An 18787-nucleotide genomic window follows, 5' to 3' on the forward strand; every position below is an offset into this window, starting at 1 on the left:
AACGCTCAGGGGCTCCGGCAGGCAGGCGTGTTAGCATCCGCTGGTTCGGGCGATCCCGTGGTTACCAGTTGGTGGAGTAACGAGTGGCGTCGTTGATGATATAGGCGTCAGTGAGGGGCAGGATGGTCTCGTCCCAAATGCGGTCATACTCAGCCTTGTCGTGAACGGGCTTGGTGTTGATGATCTCCAGCAGCAGGGCGTCTCTGCCTTCGCCGTTCTCCTGGCTGGACAGCTGCTTGGTGGCATAGGTGGCCATATCGGTCACATAGAAGCTGAACATCTGGTTGATGATCTCGTCCTCGATGTCGTACAGCTTGGCCGCCTCCAGAATGAGCTGGGCATAGGGCGCCATGGTGAACATATGGCCCAGGTTGAGCATATAATCCATGTTCTGGCGGTTGGTGCGCTCCTTGGGAGGAATGGGATACTTCTCGAAGAGGGTCCGCAGCGCCTCAACCTGCTTGGCAAAGGCCTTCACGTTGGGCAGCTCACAGGCGTTGAGCACCTTGCGGTAGTCGGCAAAGGTCACGTCGCTCATCTTGCCGTAGCTCTGGTGGAACACGCAGGAGTCGTCGCTCTGGCCCAGCTTGGGCAGCTCGGGGTAGTCCTCGTGGTGGAAGAAGTAGCCGTCGATGAACTTGAGGATGAGGGCCAGGTTGACGTGAGCGGTACCCTCCAGGCGGGGAGAGGACTGGATATCGCGGGTGGCCTGCTCCATATAGGTCTCAGACTCGAAGCCCCGGGCGGTCACGGCGTCAAACAGCTGGTACACGGCGGTCACGCCCTCCAGGGCGGCCTTCATCTTGGAGACGGGGTTGAACAGCAGGTAGCGGCGGTCGGTGGCGGAGCTGGACTTGAAGTAGTCAATGGCACGGAAGGCAAACAGACGCATACCGACGGTACGCAGATAGGCCTCTACGAACATCTTGCGGACGTGGGGCATATCGGTGACGCGATGGCCGTACAGCCAGCGGTTGTAGGAGTGGTGCAGGCACTCGTAGAACGCGTGGGTGGCCACGCCGATGGGGGAGACGCCCACCTGGAACTTGCCAATGTTGACGGTGGCCAGAGCGTCGTCCCAGGCCTTCTGGCCCCGGGTGATCAGGTTCTTTTCATCGGTGGGATAGTCCACCAGCAGGTACTCGCCCACATAGCCGGTGTGGAGGTAGGAGGCGTTGATGTGCTTTCTGTCGTTGTAGTGGATGTCCTTGGGATCGGCCTGCACCCAGGCCCAGTCGCCCCAGTTGCCGTCCTTGTCCTTAAAGCGAGCGAAGGTGGAGATCAGGCCCCGATCGGAGTTGCCGATATAGTACTTCTCGCCGTCGGTACGCATCTTGCCGTCAGGCAGCTCGGTGATGCACATCTCGTTGGCATACAGGTCGGCGCCGTGCTCCTTCTCAGAGCAGCCGAAGCCAAACACGCGCCCGTCAATCAGGTCCTGAGCAGCCTTGTTCTTGATATACTCGTTGTCGCTCATCCAGATGGGGCCCAGGCCCAGAATGGACACCTGGAAAATATAGCGGCAGGCCAGGTTATAGAAGCTGAGCATCTCGTTGTATTCGGTGATGCGGCGCAGGTCGAACATGGCGTTTTCCGGGTCCTTGCCGTATCCCTTAGGAGTGAGCATCAGGGCGAAGGCGCCGATGTCCTTCTCGTGCTTGACAAAGTATTCGGCATAGCGGTTGTTTACATCGTCCATCTTCATCTCCCGCAGGCCGTGATGCTCCAGACGGGCGATGGTGCTCTTCATGACCTCTACAGTTTTGGCGTCCAGGCCCTCGCCGGTATAGGTACTGGGATTAAACAAGAAATTCTTCGCCATTACAGGTTCCTCCTTACAAATTGTTTGATCTTAAGTTGATAATAGTTTCCCGTTTTTCAGCACAGGCCCAGGAGCATCCACAGAGGGATACAGGCCATACAGCCGATGGTGGAGGTAATCATATATACCACGGAGAAGGGCAGCAGCTGGTTGTGGGTACCCAGCTTGTTGTCTGTGGCAACAAGAGCCGCAATGTAGGGCGTATTCTGGTAGATCACGTTCCAGGTATTGGTGCTGCAGTAGCAGGTAAAGGCTACGATCCAGGGATGCACGCCGTAGACCGAGCACAGGGGCAGCAGAATGGTGGTGATCAGGACGGCGGAAGCGGTCCAGGACACAACCACAAAACGGATCACAAAGGTCAGCAGACACAGAGAGGGAATGAGAATCCAGGGATTCTGGATCAGGGGCGCCAGGGAGTCGCCCAGCAGAATCTTCACAGCGTCATTGATGCCCAGGGCGGCAAATACATCGGAGATACACAGGAACGTACCGATAAAGATCATGCTGTCCCACGCAATTTTGGAACGGAACTCCTGACGGCCAAAGACCCCTGCGCCGATCAGAACCAGACCGCCGGCAACAGCCACCATGGCGGAAGAAATCCCCAGGGTCTTTTCCAGCATCCACAGGATCAGACAAACCAGCATGACTGCCAGAGTGATCTTCTCCTTGCCCGTCATGGGACCCATTTCTTTCAGCTGGGAGATAATGGACTCCTTGGAGACGGGCTGATCATTTTTGGGCCGGTACATGATCTGAATGGCAATGGTCATCAGCAGGATGGCTACCACCAGCCAGGGAAGGGAATACAGGAACCAGTCGAACCAGCCGATCTCCTGTCCCTCGGGCATCAGTCCCACCAGGGAGTAGCTGATAAACGATGCGCTGAGGAAGCCCATGCCTGCGGAGACGTAGCCGGTGTAGAAGGACATAAACATACCATTGGCCGGCTTGGAGCAGGGCTCATAACCCATGGATTCGCTGATGTTGCGGGCCAGCGGCGCCACAATGGCGGATTTGGCCGCGGTGCTGGGGATCAGGGGGGAGATCACAATACCGGAAACCACCATGGCAATGGACTGGCCACGGAAATTTGCCGGGAAAATGTTCATCATTTGCAGCGCCATGCGCTTGAGCAGACCGGACTGGGAGGCTGCCACGCCGATACACAGCGCGCCGAACAGCAGCCACCAGGTGGAACCGCTGAAGGTGATAAACGCCGTGGAAAGCGGAACCGCACCCGTTACCACCCAGGCCACGCACATTGCGGTGGTGGCCAGGTAGTCCGGCAAAACATCCAGCAGCATCCAGACAACCGCGCCTACCAGACAACCTAACGCAATAAAGGAATTTCGGGTCAGCACTTCACTTAAAAATTCAGGTATGGGACACAGTGAGATGGCCACTGCCAAAACAACACCCAAAATGCCGCCGATCAATTTCTTCGCTTTAATGGTCATTCAACCCCTTTCGTTACCGTCACAAGGCTCTTACCTCTTTTCCCGCGCCCAAGGTTCCCTCCTTTTCTCTCTCTTGAGTCAGATCAGATCGTACCTTGCATACAAATCGCGTCTGCTGCCCCAGTATTATTGCAATGGGTGTGCCAAGACTGCACTTTACATGAAAAAAGTTTGCCAGCCCCTGTGCGGCAATCAGTTCCGGCCGGAAACAAAACCGCAGGTCAAAAAAGTGCACTTTAGATATTGTGCAAAAATTTGCACTTTGCCATGTGCACCAAACAAGAAATTGCACAAATTGCACATCCTCTTTTTCTTTCAAGTGCAACTCTTTTTTCTTTGACGCTGCAAAAGTGTGGATTGTACAGAGAAAATAAATCTGATATACTAGCGATATACATCAAAAGGCGGCCCTCAGCTCCGTTAAATCATCTCAATTCCCGTACAAAAAGGGTTTAAAGCAGGTTTTGTCTACTACAAACTGACTGTTTCGAGGTGAATATTATGCTGTTCCCTGATCCTTCCTGTATTGCTAATGAAACTATTTTGAAACTGAAAGAGCGTGGGATTTATCGTCTGATTGGAGCAGATTGGGTCTCTATTACCACCATTTCTTTTCGCGGAACCATTTATGTTGATGCCTGGGAGGACCTGAACGGGGTGGACCGGCAGATCCCTGAAGAGTTTTTGGAAAAAAATAAGCACCGACTCAGCAATGGTGAATCGGTGGAAAATATCCTGTATCGCGGCGTCTATATTTTGGTGATCCGTTTTCGAGAGACCGACAAGTATGCCTGTTACAACGTCTATTGCAAAAAAGACGGGCCTTTTGACGAAAAAGATATTATTTGGCTGAAAAGCTACTCCAAAGTCAATCTGGAAATTACCAGACTCAACAATGAGATTATCCAGAACCAGGAACTGATTGGCGCTGTCTTTGAAAGCATCACCTCTGCTGTATTGGCGCTGCAAACCGATGGAAGTCTTCTTCTTTCCAACCAATATGCCATTGATATGTTTGACCTGCCCACGGAATATGTAGGCACTAATTTCTTCTCTTCCTTTGATGACGCCGCCTCAACCCAAATTGCACAGACCATCAAGGATCTGGCAGAAGGAAAAAGCGACGCTACCGGAAAAAATCTGACCATTTATCATGAAACCAAACAGAAAATCTTTCATTTTGTCATTTCGCCCCTGAAAAACAGTAAAGAGCAGATCAGCGGCGCTGTTATGGTGGTACAGGATGTCACCCGGCAAAAAATGATGGAACTGGAATTGGAGCAGCTACGTCAATTTGGTGTACTGGGCGATATTGCAGCGGGACTGGCACATGACATTAAAAATCCCCTGATGAACATTATGGGGTGTTCTAAAATCGCCCTCTCCAACACTTGCACCGAGCAGACCCGTATGGAGTCTATGCGGATCATTCAGTACTCCGCCAGCCGGATTGACGCGGTGGTGGATCAAATGCTCTCCTACGGAAGAATTGAGAGCAGTCAGGTAAGTGATATTGACCTGAACGCCGCTATTTCTGCCTGTGTCACTATGACTGAGCGTCAAAAGTTTGATCGTCTGGTGAAAATTGATGTGGATCTGGATCCGGCGACCCCCAAAATCCGTGCCAACAGCATCCATATCCAGCAGATTTTCCTGAATGTTTTGCTCAACGCTATGCAGGCCATTCAGCAAAGCGGCGAGATCCATGTAAAAAGCTGCTATGATCCCCAGCAGCAAATAATTAATGTAGCCATTACCGACACCGGCAGCGGCATCCCAGCGGAACTGGGCGACAAGATTTTCAACCCCTATGTAACCACCAAACGCACCGGTACCGGCCTGGGTCTCTTTATTGTTAAACAAACATTGGAGAAATATGGCGGTCAAATCTCGATTACTTCTTCAAAGGACAAAAAAACGGTATGCTTGATCCGCTTGCCGGTTTCAAAGCAGACTGATGGCGGATAAAAAGGAGCGAGCCAAATGAACACGCGAGTCTTGATATCGGATGACGAGCAGGGAATTTGTCATATTCTGCGCCACGAGTTGGAGCAAGTGGGTTTTATTGTCTCAGTCAGCAATAACGGCAAGCAAACCAAACAATTCCTTGATGAACAGAGCTTTGATGTATTGCTCCTGGATATCCAGATGCCCGGGTGTGATGGCTTTCAGGTGTTGGATCATCTTAAAACTGTCCGGAGAAAGCCCGTCATCATTATGATGACTGCATACGGCAGCATTGAAAGCGCGGTAAAAGCTATGCAGCTGGGGGCCAGCGACTACATTACAAAGCCCTTTGATGTCAGCCAGCTGCTCAATAAGATCAACCGGCTGCTTCCCTCCCATCAGGTCCTTCACAAGCGGATCGGAGATGACCAAACACCAGCCTTTTGGGGCTCTTCGCCTCAAGTCAACGAAATCCGCAACACCATTGAAAAAATTAAAAACCTCAAATCAAATGTATTGATTACCGGTGAAAGCGGCACTGGAAAGGGCGTCGTAGCCAAAGCTATCCACTTTGCCAGCAATCGGGCCAAGGAACCCTTTGTTCATGTGGACTGCGGCTCTATTCAGCCTACCCTGATTGAAAGTATTCTGTTTGGTCACGAAAAGGGCGCTTTTACCGGGGCTGTTACCCAGCAGAAAGGCAAGTTTGAACTGGCCGGAGAGGGAACCCTTTTTCTGGATGAAATTGGTACTCTTTCCCTCAGCCTGCAATCCCGCCTGCTGGTAGTCCTGCAAGAGCGGCAGTTTTCCCGGGTAGGCGGCGTGGCTCAGCTGCCTGTCAAGGCAAGGATCATTGCCGCCACCAATGAGCACCTGGAAGACCAGGTGCGGGAGGGAAAATTCCGTGAGGATCTCTACTACCGCCTGAATATTATTCGAATCCACATTCCTCCCCTGCGGGAACGACTGGGCGACGTGGATGAGCTGGCCCAGGGCTTTTTACATACCCATGCGGAACTCAACGGAAAGAATATCAGAGGGTTTGACGATGAAACGGTAGCTATCCTCCACCAGTATGAGTGGCCGGGAAATGTGCGAGAGTTGGAAAACGCGGTAGAATGTGCGGTAGCCATGGCCGAAGGCCCTTATATCAAAATCCATGACATTCCAACTTATGTAACCGACCGCTGCTTTGTCAACCAGCCGTGCCCATCCCTTAATGCACCGGAGCTTTCCCTCTCCGAACAGGAAATGATGTCCATTATTAACGCACTGGAAAAATACGGCGGACACCGAGAAAAAACTGCGGCCGCCTTGGGCATCTCCAGACGCACCCTGCAATACAAGCTTAAAAAATATGGATTGATTAACACCAATCGGGACCGACCACAACTTCTTTAGAACACAAAAAGCGCGCCTTTCGGCGCGCTTTTTGCTTATTGACGGCTTTTACCGCACATAATAGACGTAGTTGTCCTTGCGGGCGGGGGCGGCGGGCTTCTCGTCGGCCCAGTAGCCCAGGATGCAGTGGCCGATGCCCTCGTAGTCGCCCTTAATGCCCCACTTGGCCAGCAGAGCTTTGCCCTCGGCGGACTCAAACTCCTCCTTGGCCCGGTGGATCCAGCAGGAGCCCAGCCCCACGGCCTCGGCGGCGTTGAGCAGGTTGTCCATGACGCAGCAGCCGTCATAGAACCAGGTGGGGAACTGCTTGTTGGCCAGCACGATGAGCACGGTGGGGGCGCCGTAGAAGGGATCCATATCCGGTTTGCCCATGATGGCGGCGTTCTGCTTGCTCAAAGCGGCGATGATCTCCTTGTCCTGCACGGCCACAATGATGGGGGACTGTCTGCCCATGCCGGTGGGGGCGTAGGTGCCCGCCTTCAGCACCGCCTGCAGCTCCTCCTCGGTGATCTGCTCCGGCTTGTAGGCCCGGCAGCTGCGCCGCTCTTCCAGTACCTTCAGCGCTTCCTGATTCATAATCCAACTTCCTTTCCGCCTCTGGGGCTGTGATTACTAAACTCAGTATACTCGTTTCCAGCCCCATCGTAAAGGAGGCGATTTTCACAGAATTTTCTATTTTGCCCCCTGGGCCCTTTGTTTTTCGGCTGACAAGCCATTTCAGGTATGATATAATGCCGTGCAGGGCAATCTGAGGAGAGGAGCGGCATAGCATGAAAATGAAAGTCATCGGATACCTGGCCCTTGTCCTGGCGATCACCGGGGTGGTACTGCTCCTGATCGCCCTCCGGGGTTGATCCCCACACAAATGAATGTGAGGTCCTTTTGTTTGAAGTATGAAAAACGGACGCTCCCCAACGGGGTGCGTATTCTCACCGAGCAGGTGCCCGGTGTGCGCTCGGCCTGCCTGGGCATCTGGGTGGGCACCGGCTCCCGCCACGAAAAGCCGGGGGAGGGAGGCGCCGCCCACTTCATCGAGCATATGCTCTTCAAGGGCACGGCCACCCGCACCGCCGCCCAGCTGGCGGAGGAGATGGACGCCATCGGCGGGCAGGTCAACGCCTTCACCACCAAGGAGTGCACCTGCTTCCACGCCCGGGTGCTGGACACCCATCTGCCCATGGCTACCGACATCCTGTGCGATATGTTCTTCCACTCCAAATTTGACGACGGCGACGTGGAGACCGAGCGTGGGGTCATTTTGGAGGAAATCGGAATGTACGAGGACAACCCCGAGGACCTGTGCGCCGAACGGCTGGCCGGGGTGGTCTTTCAGGGTTCCCCTCTGGCCCGGCCCATTTTGGGCAAAAAAGCCACCCTGGAACAGATGGACGGGGCCTGGCTTCGGCAGTACAAGGACAGCCACTACGGCCCGGAGTCCATTGTGGTGGCCCTGTCGGGCCGGTTCACCCAGGCCGGCGTGGACGATCTGGCCGCCCGGTTCTCGGTGCTGGAACCCCGCAAACCCATCATCAGCAAGCCCGCCGCCTACCGCAGCGGCATTGTGGTCAAGAAGAAGGCCATCGAGCAGAACCACCTGACCCTGGCCTTCCCGGGACTGTCCTTCTCCGACCCCCGGCGGTTCACCCTCCAGCTGCTGTCCTCCATTCTGGGGGGCGGGATGTCCTCCCGGCTGTTCCAGCAGGTGCGGGAGCAGAAGGGGCTGTGCTACTCCGTCTATTCCTACGGCACCTGCCACGACGACGCGGGGTACTTCGGTATCTACACCGCCCTGGGCAAGGAGACCGAACGCCAGGCTCTGGACACCATTCTGGCCGTCATCCGGGACTTCAACGAACACGGCGTCACCCAGGAGGAGCTGGACCGGGCCAGAGAGCAGTCCAAGGCCAATGTGCTGATGGGGCTGGAATCCACCCAGGCCCATATGAGCAGCCTGGGCCGGGGGGAGATGCTGGTGGGCCGGGTGCTGGACGAGGAGGAGATCATCGCCGCCTACGACGCCGTCACCCGGGAGGATGTGCGCGCGCTGGCGGAGGAGCTGATGGATCTGTCCCAGGCCTCCCTGTCCGCCGTGGGCCGGGTAGGCAAGGCGGAGGAGTACCAGGCACTGCTTCATTAACCTATGTGGAAAACCATGTGGATAATGTGCAAAACTCTTTTCTTAGGTAAATAGAAGGGGCGCCGCTGGACGGCGCCCCTTCTTTCTGTTTTTCTTTCAAACCTTTGTGCCCCAATGGGTTGGGGCAATCATGATCTGGCAGGTTGGAAAATGAGCCGAAGCTAACCCCGGCCCTTCCGCCGGTGGAAAAACGGCCCTGTGGAAGGCCGCCTTCACACAAAGACGGCCTGGACCAGAACCATGTACAGGATGGTGCCGCCGAAGATGCTCAGCAGATTGTTGTGCTTCCACAGGTGGAGCACCACCACCACCGCCACCGAGATAAGCTGGGGGAGCCAGCTTCCGGCCTGGGCAAAGGAGATGTCCTTCAGGCAGTAGATGATGAGCATGGCAATGACGGCAGGGGGCAGCACCCGGCCCAGGTAAAGGATGATCTTGGGGGGCGCGCTCCCCCGGTCAAAGAGCAGGAAGGGGAGGGCCCGGGTGAGAAAGGTGACAACAGCCATGACCGCGATGGCGGCAATGGCCCCGGCGGTGGTCAGCATTTTTCTTCCTCCTTTTCCTCCAGCTTATCCCGCAGGATAAGCAGCAGCAGTACGATCACACCCAGGGAGACAATGAGCATCTGCTGCTGGCCGAAGATCTGGCCCAGAATGATGAGAAATACGATGGTCACCCCAAATCCAAGCAGGGCGGGCAGGTGCCTGCGGTAGGCCTTCCACTGGTCCACGGCGATGACCACAAAGAGGGCGGTCATGGCAAAGTCGATGCCCTTGGTATCCACCGGGATGAGGGCCCCCGCCACCGCGCCGATCACCGAGCCGATGATCCAGTAGCTGTGGTCCAGCAGGGCGATGGCAAAATAGAAGTTCCTGGGGTTCACCCCCACCGGGGCCTGGGCGGAGGAGAGCAGGGCGTAGGTCTCGTCGGTGAGGGAGAAGATCATATAGAATTTCCGCCAGCCCATACCCCGAAACTTCTCCAGCATGGACAGGCCATATACCAGGTGGCGGAAATTGATGAGCAGGGTCATGAGGGCCACCGTACCCAGGGAGGCGGCGGTGGCCAGCAGGGTCACCCCCAGGTACTGGCCCGACCCGGCATAGATGGTGAGGGACATGAAAAAGGCCCAGATAAAGTTATAGCCCACGGCCTGGAGCATAAAGCCGAAGGCCATGCCGATGGCCAGATAGCCCATCAGCACCGGCACCGTCACCGGAAAGGCGGCGGACAGGGCTTTGCGGTCCATAGCGTACACTTCCTTTGCGCTGAGATTAAATCCATATTTTACACACTTTAGCGCAGAAAAGCAAGTGGGGCTGTGGATTTTTCTGTTTTTAAGGGAATATAGGCAGTTTATGCGTAAAAGAGTTGTGTTTTTCCACCGGGGCGGTATATAATATGGAACAATGTTATGCTGGGACCCACCGGCGTCCCATTTTTGGAGCGAGCGAGATGAAAAAGCTGTTATTTATCTACAATCTGTACGCGGGCAAGGGCACCCTGCGGGGACGTCTGGCCCCCATTCTGGATGAGCTGACGGCGGAGTGGGACGTGACCGTCCATCCTACCCGTGGGGCGGGGGACGCCACGGCGGTGGCCCGGGACCGGGCGGGGGAGTTTGACCGCATCGTATGCTCCGGCGGCGACGGCACCCTTCATGAGGTGGTGACCGGTCTGATGGAACTGCCTCCCGAGGCGCGGCCCACGGTGGGCTACATACCCGCCGGGTCCACCAACGACTTTGCCAAAAACCTGGAACTGCCCCGCACCCTGGAGGAGCTGGCGGTGGTGGCGGCAGCGGGGAAGCCCAGGCCGGTGGATGTGGGGAAGTTCAACGATCAGGATTTCCTCTATGTGGCCGCCTTCGGGGCCTTTACCGACCTGTCCTACAACACCCCCCAGCAGGTCAAGCACATTTTCGGCCATATGGCCTACCTGATGGGGGTGCTCTCCCGGCTGGGGTCCATCAAGCCCTACTCCATGACGGTGGAGCACGACGGCAAGGTGGAACTGGGCAGCTACTGTCTGGGGTTTGTGTCCAACAGCCACTCCATTGCCGGTATCCAGGCCAATCCTCACCGGCCCATCGCCCTGGACGACGGCCTGTTTGAGGTGATGCTGGTGCGCCAGCCCAAGACTCTGCTCCAGCTCCAGCGGATCTTGAAGGCCCTCACCAATGTGGAGAGCGACGACAAGGGGCTGGTGACCTGCTTCCGGGCCAACAAATTGCGCATCATCAGCGACCAGGATCTGGCCTGGACCCTGGACGGGGAGTACGGCGGGGATCACCGGGTGGTGGAGGTGGCCAACTGCCACCAGGCGGTGACCATCGTATACGGGGCGTAACGCCTGTCCCCACGATTTTATTTTGGAATAAAAGGACTTGGACCTAATATGACGACTTACGACGCTGGAACCTTTGATATTGCTGTGATTGGAGCGGGCCACGCGGGCATTGAAGCTTCGCTGGCCGCCGCCCGGCTGGGCCTGCGTACCCTGTGCTTTACCGTCAATCTGGACGCGGTGGGCAATATGCCCTGCAACCCGGCCATCGGCGGCACCGGCAAGGGCCATCTGGTCCGGGAACTGGACGCCCTGGGCGGGGAGATGGCCAGAGCCGCCGACCAGGCCTGCATCCAGTACCGGCTGCTCAACCGGGGCAAAGGCCCGGCGGTGTGGTCCCTCCGGGCCCAGGCCGACCGCCGCCGGTACCAGGAGGTCATGAAGCACACCCTGGAAAACCAGGACAACCTGTGGGTCAAGCAGGCGGAGGTCACCGATATTCTGACGGAAAACGGCCAGGTGTCCGGCGTGCGCACGGTGTACGGCGCAGAATATCAGGTCCGTGCGGTGGTGGTGGCCTCGGGTACCTTCCTGGGAGGCCGCACCATCATCGGCGAGGTGACGAGGGACTCCGGCCCCGACGGCCTGGCCGCCGCCCTGCCCCTGACCGACAGCCTGAAAGGGCTGGGGGTCACCCTCCGCCGGTTCAAGACGGGCACGCCTCCCCGCATCCACGCCCGCAGCGTGGACTTCTCCCAGCTGGAGGTCCAGCCGGGGGACCAGCAGGTGGTGCCCTTCTCCTTTGAGACCAAAACACCCCCGGAAAACAGGGCCATCTGCTGGCTGACCTACACCAATCAAAAAACTCACGACATCATCCGGGCCAATCTGGACCGCTCCCCCCTGTACGACGGCACCATCGAGGGGGTGGGCCCCCGGTACTGCCCCTCCATTGAGACCAAAATCGTCCGCTTCCCCGACAAGGAGCGGCACCAGCTCTTTCTGGAGCCCATGGGGCTGAACACCGAGGAGCTGTACCTTCAGGGCTTCTCCTCCTCGCTGCCCGAGGAGGTGCAGATCCAGATGCTCCACACCATCCCCGGCCTGGAGCACGCCGAAATGACCCGGCCCGCCTACGCCATCGAGTACGACTGTGTGGACCCCACCGAGCTGCTGCCCACCCTAGAGCACAAGAAGGTGAAGGGTCTCTACGGCGCGGGCCAGTTTAACGGCTCCTCCGGCTATGAGGAGGCCGCCGTCCAGGGCTTTGTGGCGGGTGTGAACGCCGCCCTGAAGATTTTGGGCCGGGACCCCCTCATCCTGCGGCGGGACCAGGGGTACATCGGGGTGCTCATCGACGACCTGGTGACCAAGGGCACCAACGAGCCCTACCGCATGATGACCTCCCGCACCGAGTACCGGCTGCTCCACCGGCAGGACAACGCCGACCGGCGGCTGTGTCCCATCGGCCACGCCATCGGGCTGGTGAGCGATGAGAGAATGGCAGCGGTGGAAGCAAAATACGCCGCCGTGGACCGTGAGATCAAGCGCCTCACCCACACCGGCACGGCGGAGGGCCGTCTGGTGGACCTGCTGCGCCGGCCGGAGAATACTTACCACAGTCTGGCCGCGGTGGACCCCAACCGGCCGGAGTTATCCACAGAAGTGACTGAGGCGGTGGAAATCTCGGTAAAATATCAGGGGTACATCGACCGGCAGCTGCGGCAGGTGGCCGAGCAGCGGAAGATGGAGGACAAGCCCCTGCCTGCCGACCTGGACTACCTGTCCATGGAGGGCCTGCGGCTGGAGGCCCGGCAGAAGCTGGACCAGATCCGGCCTTTGAACCTGGGCCAAGCCTCCCGCATTTCCGGCGTCAGCCCGGCGGATATTGCCGTGCTGATGGTGGCCTTGGAGAAATAAGGAGTTTATATGGAAAAAATCGTTCTGGGCCTGTCCGGCGGGGTGGACTCCGCCGTGGCGGCCAGTCTGCTAAAGGAGGGGGGCTTTGCCGTCACCGGCCTCTATCTGGACATCGGCCTGGGTGGCACCGGAGCTGAGGACGCCGCCGCGGTGGCTCAGCGTCTGTCCATCCCCTTCGAGGTGGCCGACATCCGGGCCGATCTGGAGGAGCAGGTGTGCGCCCCCTTTGCCGCCGCCTATCAGAGCGGCCGCACGCCCCTGCCCTGCGCCCTGTGCAACCCCACGGTGAAATTCCCCGCCCTCTTCCGGCTGGCTGACAAAATCGGGGCCCGCTATGTTTCCACCGGACACTACGCCAATGTGGAAAACGGGGTGCTGAAAAAGGGGAGACCCGCCAACGATCAGTCCTATATGCTGGCCCGATTGACCAGAGAACAATTACAGAGAGTTATTTTTCCGCTCGGAAATTACGAAAAGACAGAGGTTCGGGCCCTGGCCCACAACTTCGGCATTCCCGTGGCCGACAAGCCGGATTCCATGGAGATCTGCTTCATCCCCGACGGGGACTATGCCGCCTGGCTGGACCGCCGTGGGTTTTCCACACGGTCGGGCAATTTTGTGGACAAAGAGGGCAAGGTTCTGGGCCGCCACAAGGGGATCCACCACTACACCCTGGGCCAGGGGAGAGGGCTGGGGGTATCGGGGCCTCACCGGTACTTCGTCACCGCCCTGCGGCCCGACACCCGCGAGGTGGTGCTGTCCGACGGCTCCGACCTGGGCAAGTTCACCGTGTTTGGCTCCTCCCCCAACTGGATCGGAGTGGAGGGGCTGACGGAACCTCTGGAGGTGTCCGTCCGCCTGCGCCACTCCCGCACCCAGGCGGAGGGCGTACTCTACCCCCACGAAAACGGGGTGCGCATCGAGATGAAGGCCCCCGCTCGTGCCCCCACACCGGGCCAGCTGGCGGTGTTCTATCTGGGGGACACCGTGGCCGGTTCGGCCTGGATCGAAGGGGCCATGTGATGATGCTCCACAAAGGAGGGAAACCCTGTGGAAAATACACCGCTGTATGACGCCCTGACCGCCTTTGCGGCCCGGGACCCCCTGCGGATGCATATGCCCGGCCATAAGGGCAAGCCTCTGTTGGGACTGGACAATCTGGCCGCCATCGACTTCACCGAACTGCCCCCCACCGGCAACCTGTTTGACGGAGGCGGGGCCATTGGGGAGGCGGAGGCGCTGTGGGCGGAGGCATTGCATATGGACAGCTGCCTCTTCCTCACCGGCGGCTCCACCCAGGGAGTGCTGGCCGCCCTCACCCTGGCCTGCCGGCCGGGGGACAGGGTGCTGCTGGACCGGGGGAGCCACCGCTCGGCCTACAACGCCCTGGCCCTGCTGGACTTAAAGCCGGTGTATCTGGACCGGCCCTGGCTGGCCCAGGCGGGGGTGACCGGGCCGGTTTCCCCGGAACGGGTGGAGGAGCTGCTGGAGTCCAACCCGGAGATCAAGGCCCTGTGCATCACCTCTCCTACTTATTATGGCGTACTGTCCGACCTGCCCGCTCTGGCGAAGATCATGCACCGCCACGGGGGCGTACTGGTGGTGGACGGGGCCCACGGGGCCCATCTGCCCTTTCTGGGGGATTACGGGCTGAATGCCGCCGATCTGCTGGTGGTGTCCGCCCACAAAACTCTCCCCGCCCCGGGGCAGACCGCCCTGCTGTTCTCAAACGGTACCTTCTCCCACGCCGGGCTGCGGCGGGCGGCCAGCATCTACGGCTCCTCCAGCCCCTCCTATCCCATGATGGCCGCACTGGACCTGTGCCGGGCCCATATGCTGGAGGGAGGGGCGGATGCCTACCGCAAAACGGTGGAGGAAGTGGCCCGGCTGCGAAATACATTCCCCGCCCTCACGGAGGAAGTGGCCCCTCTGGACCCCACCCGGCTGGTGGTGTGCGCCCCCGACGGCTACGCCGCCCAGGATGCCCTGGAGGGGCGCAACGTATGGCCCGAAATGGCCGACGGGGGCCATGTGGTGTTCATCCCCACCTGTGCCGACAGCCGGTCGGACTTTGCGAGGCTGGAAGAGGCACTGAGGCAGGTGGATCTGGGGCCATGCCCCGGTTATCCCGCCCCACCGGAGCCGCCGGAGATGGCCCTCACCCCCCGGCAGGCCCTCTTTGCGCCCCGGCAAAGCCTCCCCCTGGAACAGGCGGAGGGACAGGTGGCCGCCTGCCAGGTAGCCCCTTATCCCCCAGGGGTTCCCGTCATTGCGCCGGGGGAGCGGGTGGACAAAAAAAGTATCGCATATTTGAAACAAATAGGTTATAATACACTGGAAGATGTTTCTGTGGCCGTCCTGTGAAAAGCGGCCTCAGCGCCGGACTTCCGGCATCTTTGAGCAGGAGGGATACCCATGAAACTGGTTCTGGCTATCATCAATCACGACGACGCCAACACTGTCACTCAGGCCCTGACGAAAAAGGGCTTTTCGTCCACCAAGCTGGCCACCACCGGCGGCTTTCTCATGGCGGGCAACGTAACCATCCTCATCGGCGTGGATGAGGAGAAGGTGCAGAACGTCATTGACATCATCAAGGAGCACTCCCACTCCCGCAAGCAGATGATCCCCACCACCACCGAGATGAGCTACGGCTACTATCCCAGTATGCCCGTGGAGGTTGTGGTAGGCGGCGCCACCATCTTTGTGGTGGATATCGAGCGGTTCGAGCGGGTATAAGATGGACCTGTCCTTATTGGCGGGCAACGCCCCCCTGAAGCGGCAGCTCTCTCTGGAGACTGCCCGGCGGGGGCTGTCTCACGCCTACATCATCAGCGGGCCGGCGGGGTCGGGCAAGCGCACCCTGGCCGGCCTGCTCTCCGCTGCCCTGGTATGCACCGGCGGAGGGGAGGTCCCCTGCATGGCCTGCTCCGGCTGTAAAAAGGCCCTGGGCCACATCCACCCCGACGTGATCCACGCCGGAGGGGAGGGGGACGAGCTCAACGTGGCCCGCATCCGGGCCATCCGGAACGACGCCTACATCAAGCCCAACGAGGCCCCCCGGAAGGTGTACATCCTGGAGGGGGCCCAGAACATGAAGGACCCCAGCCAGAACGCGCTGCTCAAGCTGCTGGAGGAGGGACCGGCCTACGCCGCCTTCCTCCTGCTCACCGACAACGCCGCCGCCCTGCTGTCCACAGTGCGCTCCCGGTGCGAGGTACTGGCCCTCTCCCCGGTGACGGTACAGGAGGCGGAGACCTGGCTGTCCGCCCGATATCCCGACCGCTCCCCGGCGGAGATCTCCAACGCCGCCGCCCGATGCGAGGGCATTCTGGGCCGGGCGGTGGACCAGCTGGAGGGCAAGGCCGCCGACGGCAAGGCTCTGGAGGGGGCGGCAGCCCTGCTGGATCGCTTCTGTGCCAAGGACGAGCTGGCCCTGCTGGAGTTCTGCGCCGGACTGGAGCGGGACAAGTGGGACCGGGATTCCCTCAACGCTCTGCTGGATGAGTTTTTACTGCTGGTGCGGGACTGCCTGGTGTGTGCCGCCGGGGCCCTCCATGAGAGCGACCCCCGCCGCCGGACGCTGGCGGAACAGGGGGCCAAGGCCCTGTCCCCCAAGGCCCTGACTGGGGCCGCCGCCCTGACGGAGCAGCTTCGCACCGCCTGCGGCTTCTATGTGGGCCCCGGCCATATGGCCGGCTGGCTGGGGGCGGGCCTGGCCCAGCTGTGCCGGTAAATCCGGCCCCAATATTTCCAATTTGGAGGTAACCATGACCGAAATCATCGGCGTCCGCTTCAAAAGCGGAGGCAAGCAATACTATTTCGATCCCCAGGGAGAGCAGGTCGCGCCCGGCCAGGGGGTCATCATCGAGACCTCCCGGGGCCTGGAGTACGGCGAGTGCGTCCAGGGCAACACCATGGTGGAGGACGAAGCGGTGGTGCAGCCCCTCCGCCCCATGGTGCGTATCGCCACCGACAAGGACCTGGAGACGGTGGAGAAGAACCACGAGAAGGAGAAGAAGGCCTTCACCATCTGCCAGGAGAAGATCGCCGCCCACGGGCTGGACATGAAGCTGGTGGAGGTGGAGTACAACTTCGAGGGCAACAAGATCCTTTTCTTTTTTACCAGCGACGGCCGGGTGGACTTCCGTGCCCTGGTGAAGGATCTGGCCGGGGTGTTCCACGCCCGCATTGAGCTGCGGCAGATCGGCGTCCGGGACGAGGCCAAGATGCTGGGCGGCCTGGGTATCTGCGGCCGGCCTCTGTGCTGCGCCTCCTTCCTGGACGAGTTCCAGCCGGTGTCCATCAAGATGGCCAAGACCCAGAACCTGTCCCTCAACCCCACCAAGATCTCGGGCACCTGCGGACGGCTCATGTGCTGCCTGAAGTACGAGCAGGAGGCCTATGAGGACGCGGTCCACCGGATGCCCAAGAACGAGTCCTTTGTGGAGACCCCTGAGGGGGCGGGCAATGTGTGCCAGGTGGACCTGCTGAAGGAGACGGTGAAGGTGCGGCTGGACAGCGCCCCCGAGACCCCCAAGTGCTTCCACCACTGTGAGCTGCGGGTGATCCGCAACGGCAAGGGTAAGCGGCCGGAGGACTATGTGGAGCCTCCCGCCCAGGAGCTGGAAAAGCTGCGGAAGGTGACTCCCGTGGAGGAGCCCCGCACCCTGACCGGCAGCGTTAACGCCGCCCTGGCCGGGCTGAGCGCGGCCCTTGAGGAGGAGAGCGCCCCCGCTCAGGAGTCCCGCCGGAGCCGCAGCCGCCGCCGGAAGAGCGGCGGGGAGCAGCAGCCTCAGCCCCAGAACAGGAAAGAGGAGGCCAAGCCGGCCCAAAAGGCCGGCCAGCCCAAGGCTCCCAGGGGAGAGGGCAAGCCCCGGCCTGAGAGCAGGCCCAAGCCACAGGAGAAGCCCGCGCCTGAAAAACCCGCCGCCGAGGGCGGACAGGCCAACGCCGCCGGGGAGAAGAAGCGGCCCCGCCGCCGGTATCACCGCCGTCCCCGTGGGGACAAGCCTCAGAATCCCAATCCCCAATAAAACAGGACGGGCGGCCAAAAGGCCGCCCGTTTTTTGGAGGTATGCGCTATGACAGAACTGGAAAAGATGATTGCCGGTGAACTGTACAACGCCGAGGTCCCCGATCTGCAGGCCATGCGGACCCGGGCGGCTCAGCTGTGCCACCAGCTGGAACAGCTCTCCCCCACGGAAGGAGAGGCCCGCCTGGCCTTGCTGAAGGAGCTGCTGGGCAAGACCGGGGAGCATCTCACCATCAACCACGGCTTCAAGTGCGACTACGGCTCCAACATCACGGTAGGGGAGCATTTTTACGCCAACTACAATCTGGTGGTGCTGGACTGCGCCCCGGTGGTCTTTGGGGAGAATGTGTTCATTGCCCCCAACTGCGGGTTCTACACCGCAGGCCATCCCCTGGACGCCCCCACCCGCAACAGCGGCCTGGAATTTGCCAAGCCCATTACCGTGGGAGACAACGTATGGATCGGCGGCAACGTGACGGTGCTGCCCGGTGTCACCATCGGCAGCGGGTCGGTGATCGGCGCGGGCAGCGTGGTGGTCCATGACATCCCCTCCAACGTGGTGGCGGTGGGCAATCCCTGCAAGCCGGTACGGGCCATTGAGAACCCCTCCGTCTGAGAATGCGGGCGACCATAAAGGTCGCCCCTGCAACGTTAAAAAAGGGCCTGTTGCAAAATAGCTGTTTTGCACAAGCCTGTCATTGCGAGCCAGTGCGCACACTGGCGTGGCAATCCGTTTCCCCGGCAAAAGGGGCGGATTCCCACGAAAAACGGCCGCC

The 18787-nt window shown here is 59.5% G+C and carries 17 protein-coding genes; 11 read left to right on the forward strand and 6 right to left on the reverse strand.

The features are described from left to right. Positions 1 to 61 precede the first annotated feature (61 nt). From B5F94_RS09960 to B5F94_RS16225, 3 genes are read right to left on the reverse strand one after another with little or no spacing between them, the layout of a single operon-like run. On the reverse strand, positions 62 to 1822 hold the full coding sequence (locus B5F94_RS09960) for an acyl-CoA dehydrogenase family protein (RefSeq protein ID WP_087329837.1): 1761 nt from the start codon (positions 1820 to 1822) through the stop codon (positions 62 to 64). Between the two features lie 56 nt (positions 1823 to 1878). Then, the gene (locus B5F94_RS09965; protein WP_087329839.1) at positions 1879 to 3285 is read right to left on the reverse strand and encodes an SLC13 family permease; all 1407 of its coding nucleotides are present in this window, start codon (positions 3283 to 3285) and stop codon (positions 1879 to 1881) included. Between the two features lie 19 nt (positions 3286 to 3304). Beyond that, entirely contained in the window at positions 3305 to 3604 is a 300-nt protein-coding gene (locus B5F94_RS16225; RefSeq protein ID WP_143383278.1) for a hypothetical protein, read from the reverse strand. A 182-nt stretch (positions 3605 to 3786) separates the two neighbouring features. Between B5F94_RS16225 and B5F94_RS09970 the strand changes: the two genes are divergently transcribed. Beyond that, positions 3787 to 5253: a two-component system sensor histidine kinase NtrB gene (locus tag B5F94_RS09970; protein ID WP_087329840.1), complete on the forward strand. Its 1467-nt coding sequence runs from the start codon at positions 3787 to 3789 to the stop codon at positions 5251 to 5253. Between the two features lie 15 nt (positions 5254 to 5268). After that, the gene (locus B5F94_RS09975; RefSeq protein ID WP_087329842.1) at positions 5269 to 6633 is read left to right on the forward strand and encodes a sigma-54-dependent transcriptional regulator; all 1365 of its coding nucleotides are present in this window, start codon (positions 5269 to 5271) and stop codon (positions 6631 to 6633) included. Positions 6634 to 6681: 48 nt separating this feature from the next. On the opposite strand, the gene B5F94_RS09980 is transcribed toward B5F94_RS09975, so the two are convergent. After that, the gene (locus B5F94_RS09980; protein ID WP_087329844.1) at positions 6682 to 7209 is read right to left on the reverse strand and encodes a nitroreductase; all 528 of its coding nucleotides are present in this window, start codon (positions 7207 to 7209) and stop codon (positions 6682 to 6684) included. Positions 7210 to 7519: 310 nt separating this feature from the next. Between B5F94_RS09980 and B5F94_RS09985 the strand changes: the two genes are divergently transcribed. Continuing rightward, entirely contained in the window at positions 7520 to 8770 is a 1251-nt protein-coding gene (locus B5F94_RS09985; protein ID WP_242959460.1) for a M16 family metallopeptidase, read from the forward strand. 212 nt (positions 8771 to 8982) lie between these two features. Here the strand turns inward: B5F94_RS09985 and B5F94_RS09990 are convergent, their stop codons facing one another. Together B5F94_RS09990 and B5F94_RS09995 are read right to left on the reverse strand one after the other, a co-directional pair. Beyond that, the gene (locus tag B5F94_RS09990) at positions 8983 to 9315 is read right to left on the reverse strand and encodes a branched-chain amino acid transporter permease (protein WP_087267728.1); all 333 of its coding nucleotides are present in this window, start codon (positions 9313 to 9315) and stop codon (positions 8983 to 8985) included. Beyond that, positions 9309 to 10019 carry an AzlC family ABC transporter permease gene (locus B5F94_RS09995; protein ID WP_087267725.1) on the reverse strand — a complete coding sequence of 237 codons (711 nt, stop codon included), beginning with the start codon at positions 10017 to 10019 and terminating at the stop codon, positions 9309 to 9311. The genes B5F94_RS09990 and B5F94_RS09995 overlap by 7 nt, the downstream gene beginning before the upstream one ends. 206 nt (positions 10020 to 10225) lie before the next feature. Between B5F94_RS09995 and B5F94_RS10000 the strand changes: the two genes are divergently transcribed. The 8 genes from B5F94_RS10000 to B5F94_RS10035 are packed head-to-tail and all read left to right on the forward strand — an operon-like array spanning position 10226 to position 18627. Beyond that, entirely contained in the window at positions 10226 to 11119 is an 894-nt protein-coding gene (locus B5F94_RS10000; RefSeq protein ID WP_087329846.1) for a diacylglycerol/lipid kinase family protein, read from the forward strand. Between the two features lie 48 nt (positions 11120 to 11167). Further along, positions 11168 to 12976, forward strand: coding sequence for a tRNA uridine-5-carboxymethylaminomethyl(34) synthesis enzyme MnmG (gene mnmG, locus B5F94_RS10005; RefSeq protein WP_087329848.1), 1809 nt, complete (start codon positions 11168 to 11170; stop codon positions 12974 to 12976). Between the two features lie 9 nt (positions 12977 to 12985). Further along, positions 12986 to 13999: a tRNA 2-thiouridine(34) synthase MnmA gene (gene mnmA / locus B5F94_RS10010; protein WP_087329850.1), complete on the forward strand. Its 1014-nt coding sequence runs from the start codon at positions 12986 to 12988 to the stop codon at positions 13997 to 13999. A gap of 27 nt (positions 14000 to 14026) precedes the next feature. After that, entirely contained in the window at positions 14027 to 15340 is a 1314-nt protein-coding gene (locus B5F94_RS10015; protein ID WP_087329852.1) for an aminotransferase class I/II-fold pyridoxal phosphate-dependent enzyme, read from the forward strand. 51 nt (positions 15341 to 15391) lie between these two features. After that, positions 15392 to 15715 carry a cyclic-di-AMP receptor gene (locus B5F94_RS10020; RefSeq protein ID WP_087187235.1) on the forward strand — a complete coding sequence of 108 codons (324 nt, stop codon included), beginning with the start codon at positions 15392 to 15394 and terminating at the stop codon, positions 15713 to 15715. Between the two features lies 1 nt (position 15716). Beyond that, positions 15717 to 16712, forward strand: coding sequence for an ATP-binding protein (locus tag B5F94_RS10025; RefSeq protein ID WP_087329854.1), 996 nt, complete (start codon positions 15717 to 15719; stop codon positions 16710 to 16712). Positions 16713 to 16746: 34 nt separating this feature from the next. Next, positions 16747 to 18012, forward strand: a complete 1266-nt coding sequence (gene ricT, locus B5F94_RS10030) for a regulatory iron-sulfur-containing complex subunit RicT (RefSeq protein WP_087329856.1) — start codon at positions 16747 to 16749, stop codon at positions 18010 to 18012. A gap of 48 nt (positions 18013 to 18060) precedes the next feature. Continuing rightward, positions 18061 to 18627, forward strand: a complete 567-nt coding sequence (locus B5F94_RS10035; protein WP_087329858.1) for a sugar O-acetyltransferase — start codon at positions 18061 to 18063, stop codon at positions 18625 to 18627. Positions 18628 to 18787: the final 160 nt, after the last annotated feature.

Source organism: Flavonifractor sp. An4 (assembly GCF_002161755.1).
GTDB lineage: Bacteria > Bacillota > Clostridia > Oscillospirales > Oscillospiraceae > Flavonifractor > Flavonifractor avicola.